21 protein-coding genes are annotated in these 23,460 nt (G+C 41.7%); 16 read left to right on the top strand and 5 right to left on the bottom strand.

All coding sequences use genetic code 11. The features are described from left to right. Nucleotides 1–51: 51 nt before the first annotated feature. The 5 genes from ACSBOP_RS04170 to ACSBOP_RS04190 all read left to right on the top strand — a co-directional run bounded on the left by ACSBOP_RS04170 (nucleotide 52) and on the right by ACSBOP_RS04190 (nucleotide 5,326). Nucleotides 52–810, top strand: a complete 759-nt coding sequence (locus ACSBOP_RS04170; RefSeq protein WP_442603210.1) for an effector binding domain-containing protein — start codon at nucleotides 52–54, stop codon at nucleotides 808–810. A 90-nt stretch (nucleotides 811–900) separates the two neighbouring features. Next, nucleotides 901–1,740, top strand: coding sequence for a MerR family transcriptional regulator (locus ACSBOP_RS04175; protein ID WP_442603212.1), 840 nt, complete (start codon nucleotides 901–903; stop codon nucleotides 1,738–1,740). 82 nt (nucleotides 1,741–1,822) lie between these two features. After that, a complete protein-coding gene (locus ACSBOP_RS04180) occupies nucleotides 1,823–3,172 on the top strand; it encodes an MATE family efflux transporter (RefSeq protein WP_442603213.1) in 1,350 nt (449 codons plus the stop codon). 93 nt (nucleotides 3,173–3,265) lie between these two features. Further along, nucleotides 3,266–4,216 carry a sugar-binding transcriptional regulator gene (locus ACSBOP_RS04185; RefSeq protein ID WP_442603214.1) on the top strand — a complete coding sequence of 317 codons (951 nt, stop codon included), beginning with the start codon at nucleotides 3,266–3,268 and terminating at the stop codon, nucleotides 4,214–4,216. A gap of 90 nt (nucleotides 4,217–4,306) precedes the next feature. Beyond that, the gene (locus ACSBOP_RS04190) at nucleotides 4,307–5,326 is read left to right on the top strand and encodes an FUSC family protein (protein WP_442603215.1); all 1,020 of its coding nucleotides are present in this window, start codon (nucleotides 4,307–4,309) and stop codon (nucleotides 5,324–5,326) included. A gap of 54 nt (nucleotides 5,327–5,380) precedes the next feature. On the opposite strand, the gene cysC is transcribed toward ACSBOP_RS04190, so the two are convergent. Genes cysC through ACSBOP_RS04205 form a run of 3 tightly spaced genes read right to left on the bottom strand, consistent with a single transcriptional unit; the run spans nucleotide 5,381 to nucleotide 9,259 of the window. Next, nucleotides 5,381–5,914: an adenylyl-sulfate kinase gene (cysC, locus tag ACSBOP_RS04195; protein WP_442603216.1), complete on the bottom strand. Its 534-nt coding sequence runs from the start codon at nucleotides 5,912–5,914 to the stop codon at nucleotides 5,381–5,383. Next, nucleotides 5,901–6,638 (bottom strand): sulfotransferase, encoded by a 738-nt coding sequence (locus ACSBOP_RS04200; RefSeq protein ID WP_442603217.1) that lies wholly within the window; start codon nucleotides 6,636–6,638, stop codon nucleotides 5,901–5,903. The genes cysC and ACSBOP_RS04200 overlap by 14 nt, the downstream gene beginning before the upstream one ends. Then, nucleotides 6,626–9,259, bottom strand: coding sequence for a glycosyltransferase (locus ACSBOP_RS04205; RefSeq protein ID WP_442603218.1), 2,634 nt, complete (start codon nucleotides 9,257–9,259; stop codon nucleotides 6,626–6,628). Before ACSBOP_RS04205 ends, ACSBOP_RS04200 begins: the two co-directional genes overlap by 13 nt. A 207-nt stretch (nucleotides 9,260–9,466) precedes the next feature. Here ACSBOP_RS04205 and ACSBOP_RS04210 point away from each other — a divergent pair, with 207 nt between their 5' ends. Together ACSBOP_RS04210 and ACSBOP_RS04215 are read left to right on the top strand one after the other, a co-directional pair. After that, nucleotides 9,467–9,949: a hypothetical protein gene (locus ACSBOP_RS04210; RefSeq protein ID WP_442603219.1), complete on the top strand. Its 483-nt coding sequence runs from the start codon at nucleotides 9,467–9,469 to the stop codon at nucleotides 9,947–9,949. Between the two features lie 20 nt (nucleotides 9,950–9,969). Further along, nucleotides 9,970–10,179, top strand: coding sequence for a hypothetical protein (locus ACSBOP_RS04215; protein ID WP_442603220.1), 210 nt, complete (start codon nucleotides 9,970–9,972; stop codon nucleotides 10,177–10,179). A 9-nt stretch (nucleotides 10,180–10,188) separates the two neighbouring features. Here the strand turns inward: ACSBOP_RS04215 and ACSBOP_RS04220 are convergent, their stop codons facing one another. After that, nucleotides 10,189–11,475, bottom strand: a complete 1,287-nt coding sequence (locus ACSBOP_RS04220) for a glycosyltransferase family 2 protein (protein ID WP_442603221.1) — start codon at nucleotides 11,473–11,475, stop codon at nucleotides 10,189–10,191. A gap of 34 nt (nucleotides 11,476–11,509) precedes the next feature. Between ACSBOP_RS04220 and ACSBOP_RS04225 the strand changes: the two genes are divergently transcribed. Beyond that, complete coding sequence (locus ACSBOP_RS04225; RefSeq protein WP_442603222.1) at nucleotides 11,510–12,538, top strand: glycosyltransferase; 1,029 nt, start codon at nucleotides 11,510–11,512, stop codon at nucleotides 12,536–12,538. On the opposite strand, the gene ACSBOP_RS04230 is transcribed toward ACSBOP_RS04225, so the two are convergent. Continuing rightward, nucleotides 12,504–13,484: a class I SAM-dependent methyltransferase gene (locus ACSBOP_RS04230; protein ID WP_442603223.1), complete on the bottom strand. Its 981-nt coding sequence runs from the start codon at nucleotides 13,482–13,484 to the stop codon at nucleotides 12,504–12,506. The genes ACSBOP_RS04225 and ACSBOP_RS04230 overlap by 35 nt on opposite strands. 225 nt (nucleotides 13,485–13,709) lie before the next feature. On the opposite strand from ACSBOP_RS04230, the gene deoC reads away from it, so the two are divergent. The 8 genes from deoC (at nucleotide 13,710) to ACSBOP_RS04270 (ending at nucleotide 23,347) form a co-directional block, all read left to right on the top strand. Next, complete coding sequence (gene deoC / locus ACSBOP_RS04235) at nucleotides 13,710–14,387, top strand: deoxyribose-phosphate aldolase (RefSeq protein WP_442604369.1); 678 nt, start codon at nucleotides 13,710–13,712, stop codon at nucleotides 14,385–14,387. A gap of 149 nt (nucleotides 14,388–14,536) precedes the next feature. Beyond that, a complete protein-coding gene (locus ACSBOP_RS04240) occupies nucleotides 14,537–16,051 on the top strand; it encodes a spore germination protein (RefSeq protein WP_442603224.1) in 1,515 nt (504 codons plus the stop codon). A 2-nt stretch (nucleotides 16,052–16,053) separates the two neighbouring features. Further along, on the top strand, nucleotides 16,054–17,145 hold the full coding sequence (locus tag ACSBOP_RS04245) for a GerAB/ArcD/ProY family transporter (protein WP_442603225.1): 1,092 nt from the start codon (nucleotides 16,054–16,056) through the stop codon (nucleotides 17,143–17,145). Beyond that, complete coding sequence (locus ACSBOP_RS04250) at nucleotides 17,142–18,263, top strand: Ger(x)C family spore germination protein (protein WP_442603226.1); 1,122 nt, start codon at nucleotides 17,142–17,144, stop codon at nucleotides 18,261–18,263. Before ACSBOP_RS04245 ends, ACSBOP_RS04250 begins: the two co-directional genes overlap by 4 nt. Nucleotides 18,264–18,400: 137 nt before the next feature. Then, a complete protein-coding gene (gene nhaC, locus ACSBOP_RS04255; protein ID WP_442603227.1) occupies nucleotides 18,401–19,780 on the top strand; it encodes a Na+/H+ antiporter NhaC in 1,380 nt (459 codons plus the stop codon). A gap of 77 nt (nucleotides 19,781–19,857) precedes the next feature. Next, nucleotides 19,858–20,286, top strand: coding sequence for a CBS domain-containing protein (locus ACSBOP_RS04260; RefSeq protein WP_442603228.1), 429 nt, complete (start codon nucleotides 19,858–19,860; stop codon nucleotides 20,284–20,286). Nucleotides 20,287–20,289: 3 nt separating this feature from the next. Continuing rightward, a complete protein-coding gene (locus ACSBOP_RS04265) occupies nucleotides 20,290–20,916 on the top strand; it encodes a 3'-5' exonuclease (RefSeq protein WP_442604370.1) in 627 nt (208 codons plus the stop codon). Nucleotides 20,917–21,076: 160 nt separating this feature from the next. After that, a complete protein-coding gene (locus tag ACSBOP_RS04270) occupies nucleotides 21,077–23,347 on the top strand; it encodes a bifunctional 2',3'-cyclic-nucleotide 2'-phosphodiesterase/3'-nucleotidase (protein WP_442603229.1) in 2,271 nt (756 codons plus the stop codon). Nucleotides 23,348–23,460: the final 113 nt, after the last annotated feature.

Here is a 23,460-nt window from a genome sequence, read left to right on the forward strand (position 1 = left end):
TGTTGTCAAGTTTACTTCTGTACAATAGAGAAAAACGTATAGGAGTGATGGATGATGGCAATAAAATTTTGTCAAAGTTGTGGCATGCCAATGGAAAATGATGAAGTAAGAGGAACAGAGAAAGACGGGAGCAAGAGTGCAGATTACTGCAAATACTGTTATGAACAGGGTGCTTTCATACAGCCCGATTTATCCATGGAAGAAATGATTGCAGTATGTGTCCCTCATATGGTGGAGAGCGGTATGGAGGAGAATCAAGCAAGAGCGATCTTGAATCAAAGCATGCCTCATCTTAAACGCTGGTCTGACAGCCATGAAGGTTGTGTCCTAACACCTATTATTACGACGCGTGATGAAATGAAAATGGTCGGTATTGTAACCAGGACCTCGAATGCATGTGAGATGGGACCAAACGGAGCAATCCCTAAACTGTGGCAGCAATATGTGGAACAGCAAATTGGAGAGAAGATTCCCAATCAGGCAGAGCAACCTGTCCTCCTTGGCCTGTATACGAACTATGAGAGTGATGTCTCTGGGGAGTATGATATGGTCATTGGTATGACTGTGCATACATTGGATACCATTCCAGATGGGATGGTTGGTAAAGTCATTCCTGCTGCTAAATATGCGGTATTTACTTCACCGAAAGGTCCGTTTATGGAAGTCGTTCCGGTGACTTGGCAAGCAATATGGCAGTGGATGCAGACAACGAATGAAGTGCGTACGTACACAGGCGATTTTGAGTATTACGATGAGCGCAGCAGCAACCCGAATGACGCTCAAGTGGATATTTATATCGCAATTAAGTAGAATAAAGGATAGAAGAGACTTTTACGAAGCGCATTCGCGCTAGAAGTAAAAGTCTTTTTTCATCGAATTCAAGAGGATGGGTGAAGGTTTATGTTAATCAATCAACGGTTTACGATCGGTGAAATGGCTAAGATGCATCGAGTAGCAGAATCTACCCTTCGCTACTATGACGAAATGGACATTTTTACACCGAAGATGGTCGATCCGAAGACACAGTATCGATATTATACAATTGACCAGTTTTCGACAATTGATCATATTAAATTTCTGCGGCACTTGAACCTTCCACTTAAGGTAATCAAACGATACATGGATGAACGAACACCTTCCTATGCGCTTGATCTATTAATGCAGCAAAAAAATTTAATGATTCAGAAGCAGAAAGAAATCGAATATTTGCTTTTAAAAATGAACAGTGGCATCGAAGTCATCCAAGATGCGATGCAAACGCCACAGCAGACCGTGATGTTCAAATCCCTTCCGAGACGAATGATCGCCTCTGTCGCAATTGTACCAAATGCAACGGATGAGATGTTCGAGTATTGTATTCATAATCTGCAAAAGATGGTATTGCAAGATGCAAAGTGGAGTGAAATCATGCTGTATACAGGTGCCATTGGGGTCACTGTCGCGAAAGAAGCACTTTCTCACGGTCAGTTTCAATCGTTTAACCGTGTGTTTCTTCATATGAATGATATTCCATATGATGCCGCAAACTTTGATTCGATAGCTGAGGGAATGTTTGCTTCTATGTATCATCATGGACCTTATGAACGAACAGGTCAGACATATGAACAACTTCTCTCCGCAATTAAGCAAAATGGTTATGAGATCCTTGGAGATGCAATTGAACTCTGCATTGTCGATTTTTCCATGACCAAGAATACGGAGGAATATATAACCGAAATTCAAATTCCGGTTCATGGATAAAACGTTTCCCTACTTATCGCTTGACCTTCAAGTTACTTGAGAGTTTAAGCTGTTGAGAGCAAGAAGAAAAGGGGAAATTATCATGCAACAAGAAGTCATTCATCAAGATTTAAGGACGAAAAGTATTCGGAAGTTGTTTGTGTCTTATTTGGTACCTGCCGTACTGGGTATGGTGCTCATGTCGATTAACATTATTATTGATGGGATTATGGTTAGCCGCGGTGTGGGACAACTCGGTCTTGCGGGTGTTAACGTCGCATCTCCTGTGTTCCCGATTATTTTTGCGATTTCATTATGGATCGGGATGGGGGGAGCAACCCTGTATTCCATCGCACTTGGGGAGAATAAAATCGAACGTGCTAGGCATATCTTCACACAATCGATTACACTTGCCGTGGTTGTGGTTGGCATCTTAATGGTCGTGTGTTTATGGAACATAGAGGGACTTGCCTATTTGTTCGGTGCCAATGAAGTCATTTTGCCGTATACATTGGAATACCTAAAAGTTTTGTTAATGTTCGGGGTTATTTATGTATTGGAAAATGTACTGAGTATTTTTATTCGTAACGACGGCAATCCGCGACTTGCGATGACAGGACTCATCATTACTGCAATTTTGAATATTATTTTTAATTACGTATTTATTTTTATTTTTCATTGGGGCGTTAGAGGGTCCGCGCTTGGGACGATTTTATCTGCTGCTATTGGTTTCCTCGTGCTCCTCACTCATTTTTTCAAAAAGGATAGCCTATTGAAATGGACCAAGCTGCGGTTTGATTGGGCTATTGTGAAGGACATTATGACAATTGGATTCCCTAGTTTTGTGACGGAAATGTCAGTAGCGATCGTTACAGTCGGATACAATGTGGCCTTTATTAAACATGCAGGCGAGATAGGGGTTGCTGGCTTTGCAATCGTAAATAACATTCATACGATGGCACTCCTCGTCTTCTTCGGTGTTGGGGCTGCGCTGCAGCCAATCGTCAGCTACCACTTTGGTGCAGAGTTGTTTGATCGCATGAAAGCTGCGTTGCGACTTGCCGTGAAAACAGCCGTGGTATGTGGCATTATTGCGGTTGTGTTAGGGTTTATTTGTGCCAAATATATTGTCATGCTGTTTGATATTCAATCGCAGCAGTTGCTTGATTTTACAGTTAAAGGGATTGGACTATTCTTTATTCAATATATTTTCCTCGGTTTCAATATCGTATATGCCGAGTACTTCCAGTCGATTAGACAGACGAAGCGTTCTACGTTTATTATTCTAAGTCGTGGGTTACTATTGGTGTTCCCGCTGCTTTGGATCTTGCCAAACTTCCTAGGTGTGAATGGGATCTGGCTGGTACCTGTTACAGCTGAAGCACTGACAATGATCATGATTCTAGTTATGAACCGTAGGAAAGATCCGCTCCTAGTGACTAGAAAAGCTTAATATAATGAGCATGATCGGCGTAATGCGCTTGCACCGGTCTGAGCCCTGTGTCACAATCAGGGAAAGTGATGAAACAGGGACATTGGAGGCTTGATGGAATTCGTGAAGTTGCAAAAAATGATTGAAGCAGCCAAGCTTTATTATTTGTACGACTACAGTCAACAGGATATTGCGAATCAGCTTGGGATATCGCGTCCAACTGTCTCGCGGCTGTTGCAGCAAGCAAAAGAAGAGGGCATTGTTGAAATTCGAATTACGGACCCTACAGAAAATAGTAAGTTACTTGAACAGGAGCTGGAGCATACATTTGGACTGAAGAGGGCTCTTGTTACCTCTGTTCCTGTGTATGAAGACGATGTTATCAAACAGTATTTGGGGCAATTAACGGCTGCATATTTAAATGAAATTGTACAAGACGGTGATTTGATCGGCACGAGCTGGGGAACGACACTCTATCAAGTCGCCTTGCATTTAGAGCATAAGCATGTGAAGGATGTTCGGATTGTGCAATTAAAGGGCGGAGTGAGTCATTCGGAGACGAAGACGTTCGCTTCGGAGACTGTCCATCTGTTCGAACAAGCCTATGATGCGAAATCGTATCAGCTTCCTCTCCCCGCGATTGTCGACCACGTCGTCGTCAAAGAGGCCATAGAGAAAGATCGTCATATTCGAAAACTGCTGGACATGGGCAGACAGGCGAATATTGCGTTATTTACAATTGGCGTGCCGAAAACGGATTCACTGCTTTTTCAGGTCGGTTATTTGACAGAAGAGGAAGAACAGTTCATTATGAATCGCGCGGTTGGCGATATTGCTTCTCGCTTTTTTGATCAAGATGGTAACATCTGTAACGAAGCTTTGAACGCACGCACAATTGGGATTGAACTTCTTGAGTTAAGCTCGAAGGAGCAGTCTATTCTTGTTGCAGGTGGAGCGAAGAAAGTGGCAGGTATCCGTGGAGCCTTGAAGGCGAAATATGCGAATGTACTTGTGACGGATCACCATACAGCTCGAATGCTTCTGGAAAAAAAGAATGTAGAATAGATTCAATTTGGGTTTCAGTTATGTCATGGTATTTCACTTTTATATCATGTAAGATATAGGGTACTTAACATGTAAGAGGGAGGAACGACTGTGACTTTTGGAGCTAGAGTGCTCAAGACGGGGATGGCAGTTACCTTGTCTCTGTTTATCAGCACATTATTCCATTTTTCAAGTCCAGTAATTGCAGCTGTAGCGGCGATTTTTGCGATGCAGCCTTCTATTTATCGATCTTGGCGATATTTTATGGAGCAGCTTCAGACGAATACATTAGGCGCGATACTTGCGGTGCTGGGAGGTTTTTTCTTCTCAAAAGAGCCCATTGCAGTAGGACTTGTATGTATTTTAGTTATTATGCTTTGTTTGAAGCTTCGCATGGAAGAGACGATCGGACTGACACTTGTAACCGTAATTGCAGTAATGGAAGCATCTGGTGAATGGGAATTTGCACTTAATCGATTTTTACTTATTTTAATTGGAATGTGTTCGGCCTTTTTAATTAATATTTTATTTTTCCCACCTAAACCAAAGGAGCAGTTTGTCGGACATATTCATACGGTGTTCTCTAAGCTTTCTTTGCTGCTTCGTACCGTGATTTCAGATGAAATCAAAGAGAGTGTGTATCGGGATGAGAAACAATCGATGGAGGATTCACTTAAGTCGATTGCGGATAAATATAAATTGTTTGAGGAAGAGCTGAAGAAACTTAAGAAGGCGAAATACTCGCAGGCAAGAGAGTTAGTTATTTATAAGAAAATGCTGCACACGCTTCGTAAAGGCGCAGAAGTGCTGGATGTAGTGGAGGAACATTATTTTCACTCGCCACGAACGCAAGAGACGGATGATATTTTCGATCAGCATTTGGAGAAATTAATAAAATTCCATGAACATGTACTGCTCAAATTCGATGACATGCTCAAGCCAGAGTGTACGGATGGACTTCTTTTAGAAGAAGAGAATGAGACATTCATGGGACTTGTCTTGGACCAGTATGAAGATCGCCGTGATGGCATGCATCGCATGATGATTGTAGCAACTGTGATGTATGATTACGGCTATCAGATTCAAAGGTTAGATAAACTTGTGGAGCATTACAACCGAGGATCAGAATAAGAGGAATAAAATAAGGATAGTGACCGCGAATCAATTTCATCTGCGGCACTATCCTTATTTTTTGTGTGAAGTGGGTATAGCTGCAAGAATGAGATCCATGCACTCTTGTACCGTTTTTAAGTGAGTGGGGCAGATCGCTTGAGGAGCTAACGGAGGTTCGTAGGATTGATGAATCCCTGTGAATTGTTTCAGTTCACCGGATTCTACTTTTTGGTACAAACCTTTAGGATCACGCTGCTGGCAAATTTCCAGCGGGCATTCCACATACACCTCAATAAATTGCTCGGTACCCACCCCGCTGCGCACTTGATCACGAATAAGACGATACGGAGAAATGGAAGAAACAATGACATGGAATCCAGCAGTAAGAAGCAATTTCGCCACTTCCCCTGTCCGGCGCCCTACCTCACAGCGATCCTCTGTCGTAAATCCGAGATCACGATTCAATCCTTGTCTTAATTCATCGCCATCAAGAATAATGGATGGATCCAGCCTAAGTTTAAGTGCCTGAGCCAAGGTTGTCTTTCCAGCACCGGAGAGTCCTGTTAACCAGATGAGGTAATGAATACTCTCCTTACTCGTATCCATAAAGGTTCATTCCCTCACTGCAATATTGTCTGATTGCTTGTATTTCTTTGTGCGTCCTACGTCGACTTGTACTGTTCAGCTGAACGGATAATACGTGTTGAATGTCTTCGACGGATACATCTGCAAGCTTAGAGAGCATGTGAAGCGTATGTTCTTCTCGATTGTTGATATCTTCGTATCGGAATAAATAAATGGAGTTTGCATCATTTTGAAGTTGCCAATATTCATGGGCATGCTTATTCCAAGTCGCAGCGAATTTTTTAATATCACTTGCCCAATAGCGTTTCTCACTTCGCCATATATCTACTGGATGACGAACGAGTAGGATGATTATCATTTGTGGAAAGATCATCTTAAGCAGCTCAATTTCGTCTCTGCCATAGCGTACCTCCTTGAATCCAATCCGATCGTGATTATTGCGGTGCTGAACATATAAGGCTTGAAGCATCGTCCGCGCGCCCTCGATGATAGCCTCATGTATGAAGGGGTGATCCGGTGTCATATTCGCAATCCACGTATTCGGATCTTCTTGTCTGCCAAAATAATTTTGCTTCTCTGACTCGCTGCAAGTTGAGAAATGCTCTAAATCTTTGCGGAATTCGGTAAAACCTTTAAGGATGCCACCCTGCTCACCCCAGATCAGCGTCTGTTTCCTGCTATTAAAAATACGCTGTACGAGCGTTGAGCCTGTTCGCTGGGTGACACCCAGAATTACGATATCCATACGCACTCACCTCTAGCTGTCCACAGGGCATGAACCTGAACAGGGATTTCCGTATAAATTGCCTCTTCAGCGATGACTATATCGGGCTGAGCATAGTGTTCATCTTCCCAATTCATCCATTGCAGTCTGCCGAAGGAATAGAAATGCATGCCAGCTAAGTGCCGGATACGGAGATAGATAAGTTCCCCGCTTTGTAAGTATTGAATAATCATCTGCCCCAATTTTGTATCGTGTTGCGGGGACTGTTCGACGTAAATTTCAATGAGGCGTTTGGCATTTCGTACCGGAGTCAGATTGGATTCACTAGGAGTGCTTATGCATGATTTTAACAATTTCTTCCACTGATTATCCCATCGTAATTTGGAAAATGCAGTTGCAACACCCTGGGCTTTACTTTTGAATGATAATAGTTTATCTGGATGTTCAAGTAGATCGCAGATTGCCTCTTCAAGTGCGGCGCCATGAGGCTCAATTAATAAACCATTATATTGATTGATGACAAGATCAGTCAGCCCCCCTACCCTTGTTGCAATTACAGCATTGCCGCATGCCATTGCCTCTAGACAAGACAGGCTGGTGCCTTCACTGAATAAGGTTGGAATGATGGTGATGTCTGCTTCTTGATAAGCTTTTGACATTTCTTCTAGTGGAAGGGAGTACCATTTGATGCGACCGGGCCATTTTTTTATTTTTCCAGTTACATGTTGGGTATCTTCTTCAGAACCTTTTCCTACAAAATGAAACTCGACCTGCGGATACCTTTCCAAAATGGCATCTATTCGTTCTAGTGCTAAATAGAGTCCTCGTGCATGGTATAGACGGCGCGGATATAAAATAACGATTTTGTCTCGTAAGGCCAGGTGATCATCCCGAGGTACAAATACACTTGTATCGACATAGTTGGGAATGACGGTAATATTTTGACCTAATGTGTAGTCAATCGTTTGGAACCAATTCGGGCAATTGTTATCGACAGAGACGAGATTGCCGCATAACTGTGCGCCTTCGATAAATCGTCTATTCGTTTCCCAGAATGTCGTGCCATCTTTAAAAGAGGTATTCATGTGGTCCCAAGAGATGCCGTGTATGATCCCGATACTTGACCCACTCGCCTCGTAGGGCCATGCATTGAAATAAGCCGAGTAAATCGTAGCAGCGGATTGCTCAGCCGTCTGCTCTTGAAACAATCGATTGAAAGTCGAAACGGTAGAGATGGAGAAGGGATGCGTACGTTGTCCACCTCTTGATAAGGAAACGACATCGATTTCGTTAAACTTACGCACCCACGCATAGTTTCCGTATTGATAGATGGTCATCTGAATACCTAGCTGCTTACAGAGCTCGAATAGATCGACCAAGTAGCGCTCTGCCCCGCCTGAGTAAAAATTGTTCCCTTCATAATCTAGGAATGTCACAGTCATGACTGCTATTTTATTCGCAGATTGATAGTTTCCATATATTTTCCAAATAATAGGATGGTTCATAAGGAATTGCTCGAATTGATCAATGCGCGATGACCACTGATTGGCAAGGGCAAGCTGAATCCCGTTTTGATTCGCCTCCAATGCAGTTGAAGGATGCAGAGAGGCAAGAATAGCCTGCTCGAACTGTTCGACCTGGCTTGCAATCTGAACCCATTTACATGCATACGGCAGCATTTCAGGTAAAGGCGAAGTCACGACAGGAATGCCCAGTGCGGCATATTCATAGAACTTGATCGGTGAGACATGTTTTGTAATGTCATTCAAAAGGAAAGGAATCAGAGCAACTTGAAAAAATTGCCCATACGCAGCTAAATCTTTGTAATTTTTGGCACCTAAAAAATGAATATTGCTCGGTAAGATAAGATGATTCCGATCCTCTCGGCCATTATTACCAATACAGACAAATTGCCAATTAGGATGACGTTCTGCGAGTGTATGGATTAAATCCATATCGAACCATTTTTCAATCGCTCCAAAATATCCAATGATCGGTTGCCCCTGCTCAATGAAGGACTGCAGCTCAGCAGGTGGAGTAGGCGAGTGCATACAAGTTTGGAAGTCTGGGACATGGACCCCATTTGGTAAATAGATCGCATCTGTACGCTTGGATACATAATCTCGTAAATGCTTAGCAGAGTAAGTCAAGATAGGGGCATGTTTAACCAATTCCTCATGTTTCAACCGCATTTGCTCGTCATAGAGAGAGAAGAACTCCAATTGATCTAACAAGTCATACCAAATGATTTTATGAGGCAATAAATCCGCCCAAGCGAGTTGGACCATCCAGCTAATCAACACAATGACAGACAGACTCCGTAGAGCAGGCAGTAAAAAAGCCTCCCCACCTTGGATGACGAACATATTATTTTCTATCTCACGAATAGAGAATGTTTCTTCAGCCGTATCACAAAAAAAACATAAGTATCCCCTTTGCGCTAATTCTTTTAAAAAATGCTGCGGTCGTTGTTGGGGCTCCCACCCGACAGCACCGGGATAGACGACAATGGCTTTATAGGATCGTTCCTTTAATAGCCGCAGGATGAATAAAGTTTCATTGTGCAATTTTCCATGGAACATCCGGCTGTAATATGTCTGACGAGCTGTATATTCTGATAAAAAGGTAGTGATTGACTCCAAGGTGTCTCCTCCTACATATCCGTCTGATGTATACAACATGTTTATGTATGAAGCGAATATTTGGTTGTATCCTTGCCCAACAGACTTGAGCCAATTTGTAATAGCGTTAGGCCGCTTCATCATCTTAAGTAAGACGAGTTACTCCTAGTTAAAGTCAGACATAATGTGTACTAGGTTATGCGAGGAAAGAAAGGGGGGAGAAGCTTGGTGGTAAAAGTAAAAATTAGAGCTTTTCACACGATTAGAAGTGTTCGTAAAAAGCCTTGTAAAAAAACCTGTAAAAAGCCAAATCGTGTACCGCTTGCAACGCAAATCAAACGACTGCGCTGTTTTGTAATGAAGACAACCAATACATTGTCCAAACGAATCAAAGCCCTATCCAAAACAGTAAGTTATTTGCTAGCTGCTACGGCTTCCTTGCAGAAAAAAGTGTATCAAATCGCCAAATCACAACTGGTTATGAAGAGGGAAATCGCACAAATTAACGGTCAGTTAAACACGTTATTAGCACCATCTAAAGCTGTACAATCCTTATTTGAAAGTCGGTACGGCACTTCGACGACTATTACAACGGGTGGAGGGACGGTATCAGGCACAGTAATTGCGACAGGAACCGATTTCGTACAAATACTGGAGCCAACCGGTGACATCGTCATTATTCCTTTTGCCAATATCACGTCGGTTATCTAATAACTTCGAACAGGAGGATTATGATGGACTTTGCTCAAATTTTATCTAGTTACAAGGGACATGTCGTTGAAGTATTTCAAACGAACACGTTTATGGAAGGTAAGCTCCTATCCGTAAACGAAGGGTATAGTGTTGTCCGAGTGTCGAATCCAAGTTATACGACACCCCCAGTGGATACAACTGTGCTGCATTCCAGTATTCAGTTTGTACGTGTGTTATCAGCAGTCTAGATTACGTCATTATTCTGACGAGCGATTTTTCTCGAGCTGTGTTCGCATCCAAGATGCCCAAGCAGGGTAATGTTCTTTATTGCGCTGACTGATACTTGTTCCTCTTAATCTACGATGGTACAACGACATATCGAGTGTGATGACGGGGTGGCTCATGGCAACCTTGATGAGCATTTGGATGTCTTCAAACAATCGCCCTTCAAAAGGGTCTGCACATGACCACCCGCCTAACTCTTTTATGACAGAGATTTGATACATGCGAGGGGCACGAGGCATAGCACGAATTAGTAAATCTTGAATAGTAAAAGGTGGATCAGGTTGAGACTCCTTAAGAATAAGCTGTCGATTACGCCTTTCATGCCAAAGTACATGATTTGCACAGATAACTCCAGCATGTGGGGTTTCTTGTGCTTGATTCGCAAGTTCCATTAGACAGTTGGGAGCAAGCCAATCATCTGCATCTAGCTCTAGCATCCATATGCCACGGGCCATGGAGAGGGCATAATTTAAACAGTATGCCTTTCCATGATTCGTTGAATTTCGGATAACATTTATGTGTGGATGAGATCGAACAGAAGCAAGTTTTTCCTCTGTATGGTCTGTTGAAGCATCATCGATAAGGAGTAATTCCCATCTTGTATAAGTCTGATTGAGCAGACTACGTATAGACCATAGAATGGTTGAGGCATCGTTATGCGTGCACATGACAACGGTAATAAGAGGTGTCAGCTGCGAGGATCTAGTCATGATCGGTTGATGAATAATGGGATTGATAAAGTTCCATTCTTCGATCGGCTTGCTCCAAGCTGGAAGAGGATGCAAGGCTTGTTCGCCATGTTCACTGCATACGATATGCCAGCTCCAATTGGGATCGATCTGATAAGCGGTATCAAGCAGCACGTATTGTTCGAATGGCAGCCAATCGAGGGAAGTAAACCCACAATGGATGCGATTGTCCATGAGAGCGGAGATTCGCCATAGGATTGGACCCCGAGGAATACCCTTTAAGGAATAATTCTTGACGACCACGCCTGCTGTATGAGGCGGTAGTAGGTTGATCCATAAGTGTATTTCATCTGCAAAATGGGCTGAGAGATTTTCGCCTTCTATCAGTGTTAAGCAAAAGTCGTCATTCTCGCTGATCTTCCGATAGGTATGAAGCGCTGTATTCATTTGCTCCGCAAAATTGGATTGGAGTTTAATAAGGATACAATCTGGCAGCCATTTACGAACTTGCAGTTCGGTTTGTGCGATTGAGGCAATTTGGTTTGGCATTTGCAGGATGAATACAAGCAAGATTCTTCCCTCCCAAAGGTCAGGTGATTGAAGCATGAGTATTATCATCTATCCGCCTACACTAGATTGGGCATGGATGAAACAGCGGCCTCAGCATTTAATGAGTGAGTTTGCTAGACAGGGTCACACGATCTATTACTGTAATTTAACGCAAAGCGAGCAAGAAATAGAAGAGATCGAGCCTCGACTCTATCTCGTCCATCATCATCAAAAATGGCTAGAAAAACATTTCCCTTTCATAATAAATAAATCCAATACAGATGTGGGCATATGGTGCACACTTCCGATGCAGGCTGCTTCCATTGAACGTCAATATCAATCAGACTGGGTCATTTATGATTGTGTGGATGAGGTACCACAGTGGCAACCTTTTGAACGGCAAATGGTCGCTATTTCTGCTGCAATCGTATGTACGTCCGAGCGGTTGTATCGGCGTCTTCGCCTTACCTACCCGGATAAAATAACCCATCTTATTCGGAATGCCTATGATTTGAAAATGAATGTACACCATCAAGCAGCTCCCCTGCCTCAAACCCCTTCTCTTCAGCAAATTGGATATGTAGGTGCATGGGCGCCTTGGCTTGATGAAGCTCTTATTAGAAAGCTTGCAGCGATCGATCAGGTTGAACTCGTCTTGATTGGTCCTGAGTTTGAGAGAAAATACATCGATTTACATCATCGAAGATCAAACATTCATTTTATGGGAATCAAGAGGCACGATGAATTAGCAAATCTCATGCGGCAATTCGCTGTCGGGATCATTCCTTTTCACTTAACGACCATTACCCTCGCTACAAATCCGGTAAAAGCCTATGAGTATTTAGCATCTGGGATGCCTGTCGTGACAACGAATTTACCAGAATGCAGATTGATGAAGCCGCATGTAGATGTGGCACAAAGTCATGAGGCATTTGTTCAGATGGTTAAGCATCGTTTGCAGCAGCCTGGTGATCGGGATGGAAGAAGGCAATTCGCACTTGAGAATACATGGCAGCAGCGAGGGGAGCAAGCTGCACAATTACTACGCGCTATCCGGTCAAAGCGTGAGCTTTTCTTACCGTGACGATAGCAAATCCACACCCTTGAAGAAGACTGTCAATAAAATGGTTCAACTTGGGGTTATGGGTTGGTGTGAGATTGGAAGTCGTTAAGATATTGCCGAATATTTCTCTTAAGTTATTGAGTAAGAATTGATTGATCCATCCAATGACCATATCAGCGGCAATTTGAGAGGAGAAGTTGTTGTGTTCCTCGAATGCCTCACAGAACGATTCTCCCCAAAATTTACTTTTTAGGATGTTGTCAATGTTGATCATCGGACGAATGGGCCAAGGATAGGCTTGTATAATTTCATAATAAGGTGTAAACCTCTCTAATATATCGTCCAGTGTCTCGACTCCGATATGTCCCTCCATATATACATATTTGCGCACAAGATCCTCCGGATTTTTTGGGTCACAATTCAAGTAGTCGATGTAGCCCATTTCAATGCCATGATATCCATGACCACCGGGCTTTGTAATTCGATTCATTTCATGAATGATTTGATCTTTATCTTTGAACTCAACATGTCCAAAAAAATCCATGGTATAAATAAAATCGAACAGGTTGTCATCATAAGGTAAGTTCGTCACAACATTATGGGCAAGCACATGGTCGTAACCATTTAATTTGGCAGTTTCAATGCAAGTGGCACTCATATCGACCCCATATAAGAGAATGTCAGGGAAAATGGACTTCAATCTAGCCCCAATTGTTCCTGACCCACAGCCTACTTCCAGTACTTTAACGGGCGCTTGAGGATTTACTTCTGCGATATAGGTCCGCAGGGCATCATGTAGGGAGGCAGACTTTTGATAAATGAGTGTATGCTGAACTGCCTTTGTCTCATTCGCGACAATTGCTCGAACGGGAATATAAGCAAATCGTTCCTCGTAATATTCCGAGGGGTTCAAATCAAAAAGTTCATAAGTCACATCTTTTTTAGAGATTGAAGAATCATGTTCCAATCAGCTCACCTCTTTGAATTTATATCCTCCAATGTATTCGCTATTTTTCATAAACGGAACTTGTCAATTTGTCATAGAAGTCGAAATGACAAATAAATTTTACATAATTTCAGTCGTCAGTTTACAAATGTTCATCTGATTGTTATAGTAGTTTTAGATGGTTGTGGAAATGCTTCAAATGAAGCTAATCTTGGTTATAAACTGTCCGAATTGGAGGAAAAGATGATGAATAAAGAACAAATTGCAAAGTTGATCGATCATACATTATTAAAAGCGGATGCTAGTAAATCTGCGATTGTTCAGTTAGCAGAAGAAGCAAAACAGTACCATTTTGCATCTGTGTGTGTGAATCCGGCTAATGTTGCAGCGGCTTACGAAGTATTGAAGGATACACCAGAAGTGAAGGTTTGTACGGTAATTGGTTTTCCGCTAGGGGCTTCTACTCCAGAAGCTAAAGCATTCGAGACGAAGGATGCGATTGAAAAAGGGGCAACTGAAGTGGATATGGTCATTAATATCGGTGCCTTAAAAGATAGACTGGACGAACTCGTTGAGCGAGACATTCGTGCGGTAGTCGATGCCGCTAAAGGCAAAGCGTTAACGAAAGTTATTATTGAAACTTGCTTATTAACAGATGAGGAGAAAGTTCGCGCATGTGAATTATCTGTAAAAGCTGGAGCTGATTTTGTAAAAACTTCAACAGGTTTCTCCACAGGAGGCGCTACAGCAGCTGACATTAAGTTGATGCGTCAAACTGTTGGACCGAATGTAGGTGTCAAAGCATCTGGAGGCGTTCGCAGCTTAGATGACGTGATGGCGATGGTTGAAGCGGGTGCAACGCGTATCGGAGCTAGTGCGGGTATTGCGATTGTGTCCGGTGGAGAGTCTAGCGCTTCGTACTAAACTTCAATTAATGATTTGCATATGAAGAGCTGTCCCTAGGTCGAACTTGACCTAAGGGCGGCTCTTTTTTGATTTCTAACCCTTTTATCGCATAATCAGGCAATTTCTGTCGAACAATAATAATCAATTATATGAAAAAAAGGGTGATTATGGTGTTACCTCCCACACAAGACAGCACATCAGGACAATCTGAATCGCTCTCTCCGCAACTGCAAAGCAACATTGATCATGTGAAAAGTATGTTCACTCTAATGCCGGATCTAATTGTGAAATATATTGGTGAGGGTGAGCACGCATATGCACTGGTCTACATTGATAGTTTGACGAATTTGAATGCACTCAATAATAACGTCATTCAGCCGCTGAATCAGGGATTAGAGAAAAAGAAAGAAAAAGATAATGAAAATGAGAAGCAATCTTTGCCTATAACCATTGGTGAGTCTCATCCTGTAACCAAGTGGTCTGAAATTGAAAATGCAATTCTTCTCGGAGACAGCATCCTCTTCGTGGCAGGAAGCAAACAAGCCTATGTACTCGGAACAAAAGGGTGGCCACAGCGGTCAATTGAGGATCCACAGCTTGAAGCTTCTTTAAAAGGGGCTCATCAAGGCTTTGTTGAGACAGCTAGTCAAAATATTGCACTGATCCGGCGCTATATCCCCGATCGACAATTGAAGATTCAAGAATTGACTGTTGGTGCAAGAAGTCAGACCAAGGTTTCCATTCTTTATTTGGAAGATGTAGCGAATCCTGAAATTTTGCAAGAAATTAAAGACAGAATTGAGAAAATTGAAATCGACGCAATTATTAACACGGGTGAACTTGCTGAATTTATTGAAGATAATTCTTTCTCACCATTTCCTCAATTGATACTGACGGAGCGTCCAGACAGTGCATCTTCTCACATTTTACAGGGTAGATATGTTGTGGTTGTAGATAAATCTCCGAGCGTGCTCGTGGGTCCTGTGTCATTCGTATCTTTTTTCCAAAGTGTAGACGATTATAGTATGCGTTGGTTAATTGCTTCATTTGTTCGTTTGCTGCGCTTTTTTGCATGTTTTGTGGGGCTGTTCCTACCCGCTTTGTATATCTCATTCATTAGTTATAATTTCGAGGTCATTCCCATCCAACTTATTTTATCGGTAGCTGAATCGAGAGAGCGGGTACCCTTTCACCCCTTCTTAGAGGCTTTTATCATGGAAATTACGCTGGAAATGTTGCGAGAAGCAGGCATACGTCTGCCTGCTCCGATTGGTCAAACAGTGGGGCTAGTTGGAGGCATTGTTATTGGGCAGACGGCTGTTCAGACGGGCATTGTTAGTAACATCATGGTCATAGTTGTTGCTTCTACAGCCATTGCTTCTTTTATTATCCCTAATTATGACATGGGGGCAGCGATTAGATTGCTGCGCTTTCCATTGATGATGCTCGCTTATATGTTCGGCATTGTAGGAATTGTGATAGGCGCCATGATTATCGTAGGTCATTTATGTACTTTAAAATCACTAGGTGCTTCTTACGGCAGTCCATTTGGACCCGTTCACTTCGGAGATTGGAAAGATACTCTATTACGATTACCACTGAAAATAATGCTGAAGCGTCCTAAAGGCACGCGGGCTATTCAGTTGATTCGACAGAAGAATAAGGAGTCGGAAGGAGAATAACTTTGAAAAAACTTCCAATTACGCACTTACAATTTATTTTTCTCATATATGGGATACAGATAGGTACGGGGATATTATCCCTTCCTCGCACGCTTGCTGAAATAGCTGGAACGTCTGGCTGGATATCCATTATTATCGGAGGGTTCATTAATATTGTTTTCAGTGTTGTAATCGTATTCGTGATGAAGAAATATCCAAATGACATACTTCCGGAAATATTCACTCGATTATTTGGAAAAGTAATGGGAAAAATACTCTTCATTCCGGTGATTGCACACTTCGCTTTTTTTAGTTGGACTATTCTGGTAGAAGCAGTTCTGTACATCAAAGTTTGGTTTTTACCCTCGACGGGAACTGCCTATGTGATGTTTCTTTTTGCAGTTCCTACTTATTTAATTGCTAGAAAAAATTTACAAGTACTCTCGAGATACACCCAAATTGTATTCTACTTGACCATATGGATGCCATTTATCCTACTTTTTCCATTGAAGGATAGCCATTTCATTAATTTGTTGCCGTTGCTTAAAGACGGTTGGACCCCCATTTTTAAAGCCGTTGAACCGACAGTGTACTCTTATATAGGATTTGAGATTACATATTTTGTGTATCCTCACTTGATACAAAAAGAAAAAGCCATACGTGGTGTCATTATTGGGAACACCTTGACTATGCTGACTTATTTATTTGTCACCGTTCTTTGTTTCGCATTTTTTAGTCCAGATGAAATAACAACTTATAACCAGCCCGTGCTGAATTTGCTGAAAGTGATTGAATTCCGGTTTTTAGAGCGCTTTGACATGATATTCCTATCCTTGTACTTATTTGTTGTATCAACGGCTTGGATTCCCTATACCTACCTTGTGAGTTTTGGAACGGCTCAACTATTCGGTAAGCGAGACCACAGCTTGTTTATTGGGCTCTTTTTAATCGCTGTAGTAATAATGGCAATGGTTACAAAGCCTTCTTGGATGCAAGAGGAAAAATGGAAAACTTTGGCTGGGTATAATGGGATTATAATTTGCTATTGCTTGCCCGTTTTTTTACTTATTTACATTACGGTGTATCAAAAAATTACCCGGAGGAACAGAAAATGAGAAAAGCGCTGTTTATACTTGTTATCATTTGCTTAACCTGTTTCGTTACAGGATGCAAGGATCAGAACATTATTGAGAATTTAACACTTTCTCTTGTGATCGGTATCGATCTTAATGAAAATAATGAACTTGTGTTTTCTCTATCCAGTCCTGTTTTTAATAAAGAAGCGAAAGACAAAGAAGAGCAGTATGAGGTTAAGACAACTAGCTTACGGAAGTCTAGGGAAAAGTTCGATATGCACGTTTTAGGAATAACAAATGGTGGGAAAGCTCAAGTTATTCTAATCGGCAAGCGGTTAGCACAACAACCGGAATGGTATACCCTTCTGGACGGATTTTTTCGAGATGCCAAAAATACGGTTACGTCCCGTTTGGTTTTGGTTGATGGTAGTGTAACAGATATTATGCATCTCGCACCGAAGGATAAGCCTCGATTGCCAATATATTTAACTAAAATGATTGATACCTCTATTTTAAGAAACGAGACCATAAAAACAACTCTTCAGGAGTTTCATCGCCAAACCTTAGATAAAGGAGTGACAGCGAGCATAACAGAGATCGGACTTAAAGAAAAAAGAATAGAAATTATTGGGGCTGCATTACTGGATGAGCAAAGTCATTATAAACTGGCCATTCAATCGGGTGACACGAAGCTGTTATACATGCTACAACACAAATTAAAGGGGAAGTTTCCTTTCACATTAGAATTACCTGACATCCCTTCCAAGGGCGAATTGATTCAGAAGAATGAGCTGAGCTTCGACACTCAGACTATTAGTGTAAAGACAGATGCTCGTTATGAAAATGATAAATTTCGCTTTGATGTTAACATCAAGATGGGAATTTCATTGACAGAACTTTATTTTCCACTCGATCTTAGAAAAAGTGGCTCGAAACTTGAAGCACAAATCGAAGAGGAACTGGACCGTCATTTTAAACGTTTCGTGCAAAAAATACAAAAAGCTCATATTGATCCAGTCGGATTCGGTACGTATGCAAGGGCTTATGCTAATCCGGAATGGTTGAAAGTTCAGGATCATTGGGGGGATGCATTCGCACGCGCTGAAGTACATGTAAAGACAAATGTCAAAATTCTAGGAATGGGTATTGTGAAGTAACATCCACAATTTGTGGTTTGACAGCCATAGACCTCTGTATTATATTTTGCTATTATACTTAACCGCACAAAAGCGTAGAAGCTTAAAAGTATAAAAGTGAAAATATGATTAGAAGAAGTTAAGGGGTCGAAAACATCATGTCTAAACAACCTAGTTTTAGTCAAAGTCTTTCTCTATTTATCGGTATGTTCCTGTTATTATTCGTTGCCATGTTCGTCATGAAATCGGAGCCGCATATTCCACTTCTTGCAGGTACAGCGATTGTTGCAACTTGTTTGCATCTATTTGGTTTTAGCTGGAACGAGCTAGAGGAAGCTATTTTAAAAGGAATTCGTACAGCCATCATGCCGATCATTATTCTCGGTTTAATTGGTGTATTGATCGCCGTATGGATGATGAGTGGGACCGTGCCTACGATTCTTTATGTGGGACTGGAATATATCAATCCGAATTACTTTGCGCTAAGTGCGCTTTTCATCACGATTATCGTCTCGATGTTTACAGGAAGTTCATTTACAACAGTGAGCACAGTTGGGGTTGCACTTATGGGGATGGCTTTAGCGATGGGCATTCATCCGTTCTTAGCTGCGGGTGCCATTGTATGTGGGGCATGTTTCGGTGATAAAATGTCGCCGCTATCCGATACGACGAACTTTGCCCCTGCGGTCGCGGGTGTACAGTTGTTTACCCATATTCAAAATTTGTTGTATACAACGATACCAGCTCTTACACTTACGATTGTTTTCTTTATTTTTGTACCGCAAATAAGCGGGACGTCGATGTCTTCAATTGTAGAGATGAAACAATCGCTTCAAGCTAGCTTCAATATTCACTGGCTGACGATCGCATCTCCTGCCGTAGTTCTTTACTGCTCGATTCGTCGGAAACCAATTATACCCACACTTGCGATTGGTATCGTAAGTGGGCTGCTCGTTGCCCTTTTTGTGCAAGGAGAAACTTCCGTCTCGACATGGTTCCAAGTGATGCAAAATGGGTACAAAGGTGAAGTTGCAAGCGATCTGGTCGCATCCATCGTGCATCGAGGTGGTTTACAATCGATGCTTTCTTCCATTTCTCTAATACTAATTGCTCTAGCACTTGGCGGGCTGCTGCAGCATTGCGGCGTTATTCGTGCTTTGTTCGACCGTATCGTTCAACCCTTACGTAATCCAAGCCATATCGTACTTGCAACAGGTACTTCATCCATTGCTGTTAATGCACTCACAGGTGAACAATACTTGTCGATTCTACTGCCTGGTCAAATGTTTAAAGACGAGTATACGCGACGCAATATCCCACTTCGCACTCTATCACGCACCCTGGAAGACTGCGGTACACTGATGAATCCGCTCATCCCCTGGGGAGTAAGCGGCGCCTTTTTTGCTGCAACATTAGGTGTGCCTGTCATCGACTATATTCCTTATGCGACATTTCTTTGGTTATCGCCTCTGATTACGTTCCTCTATGCGTATGTGCCGAAGTTAAAACGGCTTAGTCTGGGGGATGGGCAAATCTGATTTTCAGATTAGGAAATGTTATAATAGAAAAAGAGCATTTTAATTATTAGTTTGATGGATAGAGAGGTTCTTTTTCTATGAATATTGCATTCTTTTTATTACCTAAACTTGAAGTTGTCTGTATCACAATCCAATATACATTGCGTCAGACTTTAGAAAAAATGGAACATCACCGTTACACGGCAATCCCTGTGCTTGATGATACAGGGAAATATATAGGGACCATTACAGAGGGTGACCTATTATGGTTTTTCAAAAATCAGGAAGGCATGTCTCTTGAAAATGCACACCGACGCTCGATTAGTGAGGTTCCGATGCGACTTGATAATCGTGCTGTGCGGATTGATGCGAATATGGACGATTTGATTCGCCTTGCGAAAGTGCAGAACTTTGTTCCTGTTGTGGATGATTCAGATAATTTTATTGGAATTGTAAGAAGAAGTGACATTATTGATTACTGTGCAAGCAAAATCTTCGTGCTAGAGCATAGCTCGGAGGTTGGTTAATTGATGTTTACGAATTTGACGATTCTAGATTTTGAGACAACAGGACTTGATCCGCAAAAAGATAAAGTGATTGAGATTGCTGCTATCCGTGTGATGGACGGTAAAATTGTTAGCGAATTTAGTACCCTTGTGCAATACGAGGGTACGCTTTCTCCTAAGATTACGGAGATCACCGGCCTTACGGACGAAGATTTGCGGTACGGGATGGATGAAATGACAGCTTTTAAAATTTTGAACCGTTTTTTAGGCGATAATGTGATCGTAGCTCATAATGCTGCGTTCGATCTGAGTTTTCTTCATTTTACATTAAAAAGATTAGCAGGCCGCTCGTTTAACAATTCATTCCTCGATACATTAACCATTAGTCGGGATCGTACTTTTTACCCGTATACCCTTAGCGAAACTTGTAAAAGGTTTAGTATTCCACTTGAAGGTGCCCACCGCGCATTGAACGATGTACATGGATGCTGGAAGTTGCTAGAGACGTATTATAACGAAGGTCCAATTGATTCGTATCTGAATCAACTTGGGTATCTGCGTAAATATGGTCCACCGAAGTGGACGCCAGATTATGCGACAACTGTACCGCAGGAAAATGTATATGAAGATAGAAAAAAATCACAAGCTTAGCCTAAATTAGGTTTTATTCGGACAGGAATGTTGTCGTAATCACAAATATTTTTGTTTATTTGGTGACAATACGCAAGTTTCTGTCTATTCGTTGTTGACAGAACAGTATGATAGATTATAGTGAAGAGGTAAGAGTTTATATTCATTAGGAGGAATTACTTTGAAAAAGAAGTTTTCTTTAACGAAAGCGCTTGCCGCTACTGTATTATGTGCAACAATTGTACCAACAGCTGTTGTTGGAGCAGCAGATGCGAAAAACCCTGAACTTAAATTACGTATTATGGAAACGACAGATATTCATACGAACGTTTTGAACTATGACTACTACAAAGATAGCCTTACTGACGAGTTTGGTCTTGCTAAGACTGCATCTTTGATTAAGAAACACCGTGATGCTGCGAAGAACAGCTTGCTTTTTGATAACGGAGATCTTTTGCAAGGTAACCCACTTGGCGACGTAATGGCTAAGATTGATCCGCTTAAAGATGGTGAAGTTCACCCTGTATATAAAGCAATGAATTTGCTTAAATATGATGCAGGTAACGTTGGTAACCACGAGTTTAACTATGGTCTAGATTTCTTGAACCGCAGCTTGAAAGGTTCTAACTTCCCTTATGTGAATGCAAACGTATACATAGATGATAAAGACAACAACCCAGATAACGATAAGAACTATTTTAAGCCTTACCTAATTTTGGATCGTACATTTAAAGATGAGAATGGCCAAGATCAAAAGCTTAAAATTGGTGTAATCGGCTTCGTTCCTCCACAAATTACGAACTGGGATAAAGCTAGTCTGGATGGCAAAGTAATCGCAAAAGATATCATCGAGACAGCTAACAAATTTATTCCTAAGATGAAAGCTGAAGGCGCTGACTTGATCGTTGCGATCCCTCACTCCGGTTTCGGTTCTGTTGAAGCAACGGGTACTGACGAGAATGCAACTTATTTGTTAAGTAAAGTTCCTGGTATCGACACGATTCTATTCGGTCACTCCCACGTTGTATTCCCGGATGCTAAATTCGCTGGTCCTACAGGCGTAGACCTTGCTAAAGCTGGCGTTGATTTGAAAAAAGGTACAATCAATGGTATTCCTGCAGTTGAGCCAGGTTTCTGGGGCGATAACCTGGGTGTTATTGACTTAAACTTGCAAAAAGTAGACGGTAAATGGAAAGTGGTTGATTCCCAATCATCTGTAGTTCCAATTTACGACAAAGCGAACAAAAAAGCGTTAGTAGATGCAGATAAAGACATTGTTAACGCTGTAAAAGGCGAGCACGAAAAAACATTGAAGTATGTTCGTGGATCTGTAGGTAAATCGACTGCACCGATCAACAGCTACTTTGCACTTATTCAAGATGATCCATCTATTCAAATCGTAACGAATGCACAAAAATGGTATGTAGAGAAGAATATCAAAGGTACTGAGCTTGACGGCCTTCCAGTGCTTTCTGCTGGTGCGCCATTTAAAGCTGGCGGACGTAACGGCGTAAGCTACTACACAGATATTCCTAAAGGCGACCTAGCGGTTAAGAACATGGCTGATCTTTACGTATATCCAAATACACTTAATGCTGTTCTTGTAACAGGTGCTGACGTGAAGAACTGGTTGGAAAGATCTGCTGGTCAATTTAACCAAATCGATCCAAGCAAAACGGAAGAGCAACCATTGGTGAACGTAAACTTCCCAACTTACAACTTCGACGTACTTGATGGCGTAACATACAAATATGATCTAACTCAACCGTCCAAATATGATCTTAGCGGTAAAGTAGTTAACCCAGAAGCAAGCCGTGTTGTTGACTTGCAATTTAATGGTAAGGCAATTGATCCAGCACAAAAATTCATCATCGCTACGAACAACTACCGTGCAAGCGGTGGCGGTAACTTCCCAGGTGTAAACCAAGGTAAGTCGATTGTAATCAACTCACCAGATGAGAACCGTCAAATCGTAATTGATTACATCAGCGAAAATAAAACAATTGATCCAGCTGCAGATAACAACTGGGCACTTCTTCACAACTTTGGTAAAGCTAATGTAACTTTCGAAACTTCACCAAATGCGAAAGCTTTTGCTGACTCGTATAATTACATGAAATATGTAGATACAAACAAAGAATCCGGTTTTGCTAAATATGCAATTAAATTTGCTGATAACGTTGAACCAACAAAACCAGTTGAGCCTACAAAACCAGTTGAGCCGAAAACTCCAGAACCAACAAAACCGACAACACCAGAACCGACTACACCTACTCCATCAGAAAAGCCAGTACAAGCTGATGAAGTGTACGTTGTTAAAGCAGGAGATATTCTTTCCAGAATCGCAAAACAATATGGTCTTGACTGGCATGAACTTGCTGCTTATAACCAATTGAAGAACCCACATATGATCTACATCGGTCAAGAAATTAAAATTCCTGCTAAGAAATAATAGTTCTCTATTATTTCCTGTGTAATAAACGTGTAAGGACGTTGTTCCTTACACGTTTTTTTATTTTCATAAAACAAATTGACTATCAATTACGAACAAATTCACGTTATGAA

It is taken from the genome of Paenibacillus sp. KN14-4R (genome assembly GCF_052180255.1).
In the GTDB taxonomy this organism is placed as follows: domain Bacteria; phylum Bacillota; class Bacilli; order Paenibacillales; family NBRC-103111; genus Paenibacillus_AM.

What these genes read in the sequence shown, in the direction of transcription:
- ACSBOP_RS04225 (WP_442603222.1), top strand. Translation starts at nt 11,510, where the DNA reads ATGAGTATTATCATCTATCCGCCTACACTAGATTGGGCATGGATGAAA.
- ACSBOP_RS04260 (WP_442603228.1), top strand. Translation starts at nt 19,858, where the DNA reads ATGAATATTGCATTCTTTTTATTACCTAAACTTGAAGTTGTCTGTATC.
- ACSBOP_RS04200 (WP_442603217.1), bottom strand. Translation starts at nt 6,638, where the DNA reads ATGGATATCGTAATTCTGGGTGTCACCCAGCGAACAGGCTCAACGCTC.
- ACSBOP_RS04240 (WP_442603224.1), top strand. Translation starts at nt 14,537, where the DNA reads ATGGTGTTACCTCCCACACAAGACAGCACATCAGGACAATCTGAATCG.
- deoC (WP_442604369.1), top strand. Translation starts at nt 13,710, where the DNA reads ATGAATAAAGAACAAATTGCAAAGTTGATCGATCATACATTATTAAAA.
- ACSBOP_RS04250 (WP_442603226.1), top strand. Translation starts at nt 17,142, where the DNA reads ATGAGAAAAGCGCTGTTTATACTTGTTATCATTTGCTTAACCTGTTTC.
- ACSBOP_RS04170 (WP_442603210.1), top strand. Translation starts at nt 52, where the DNA reads ATGATGGCAATAAAATTTTGTCAAAGTTGTGGCATGCCAATGGAAAAT.
- ACSBOP_RS04185 (WP_442603214.1), top strand. Translation starts at nt 3,266, where the DNA reads ATGGAATTCGTGAAGTTGCAAAAAATGATTGAAGCAGCCAAGCTTTAT.
- ACSBOP_RS04265 (WP_442604370.1), top strand. Translation starts at nt 20,290, where the DNA reads ATGTTTACGAATTTGACGATTCTAGATTTTGAGACAACAGGACTTGAT.
- nhaC (WP_442603227.1), top strand. Translation starts at nt 18,401, where the DNA reads ATGTCTAAACAACCTAGTTTTAGTCAAAGTCTTTCTCTATTTATCGGT.
- cysC (WP_442603216.1), bottom strand. Translation starts at nt 5,914, where the DNA reads ATGGATACGAGTAAGGAGAGTATTCATTACCTCATCTGGTTAACAGGA.
- ACSBOP_RS04175 (WP_442603212.1), top strand. Translation starts at nt 901, where the DNA reads ATGTTAATCAATCAACGGTTTACGATCGGTGAAATGGCTAAGATGCAT.
- ACSBOP_RS04180 (WP_442603213.1), top strand. Translation starts at nt 1,823, where the DNA reads ATGCAACAAGAAGTCATTCATCAAGATTTAAGGACGAAAAGTATTCGG.
- ACSBOP_RS04215 (WP_442603220.1), top strand. Translation starts at nt 9,970, where the DNA reads ATGATGGACTTTGCTCAAATTTTATCTAGTTACAAGGGACATGTCGTT.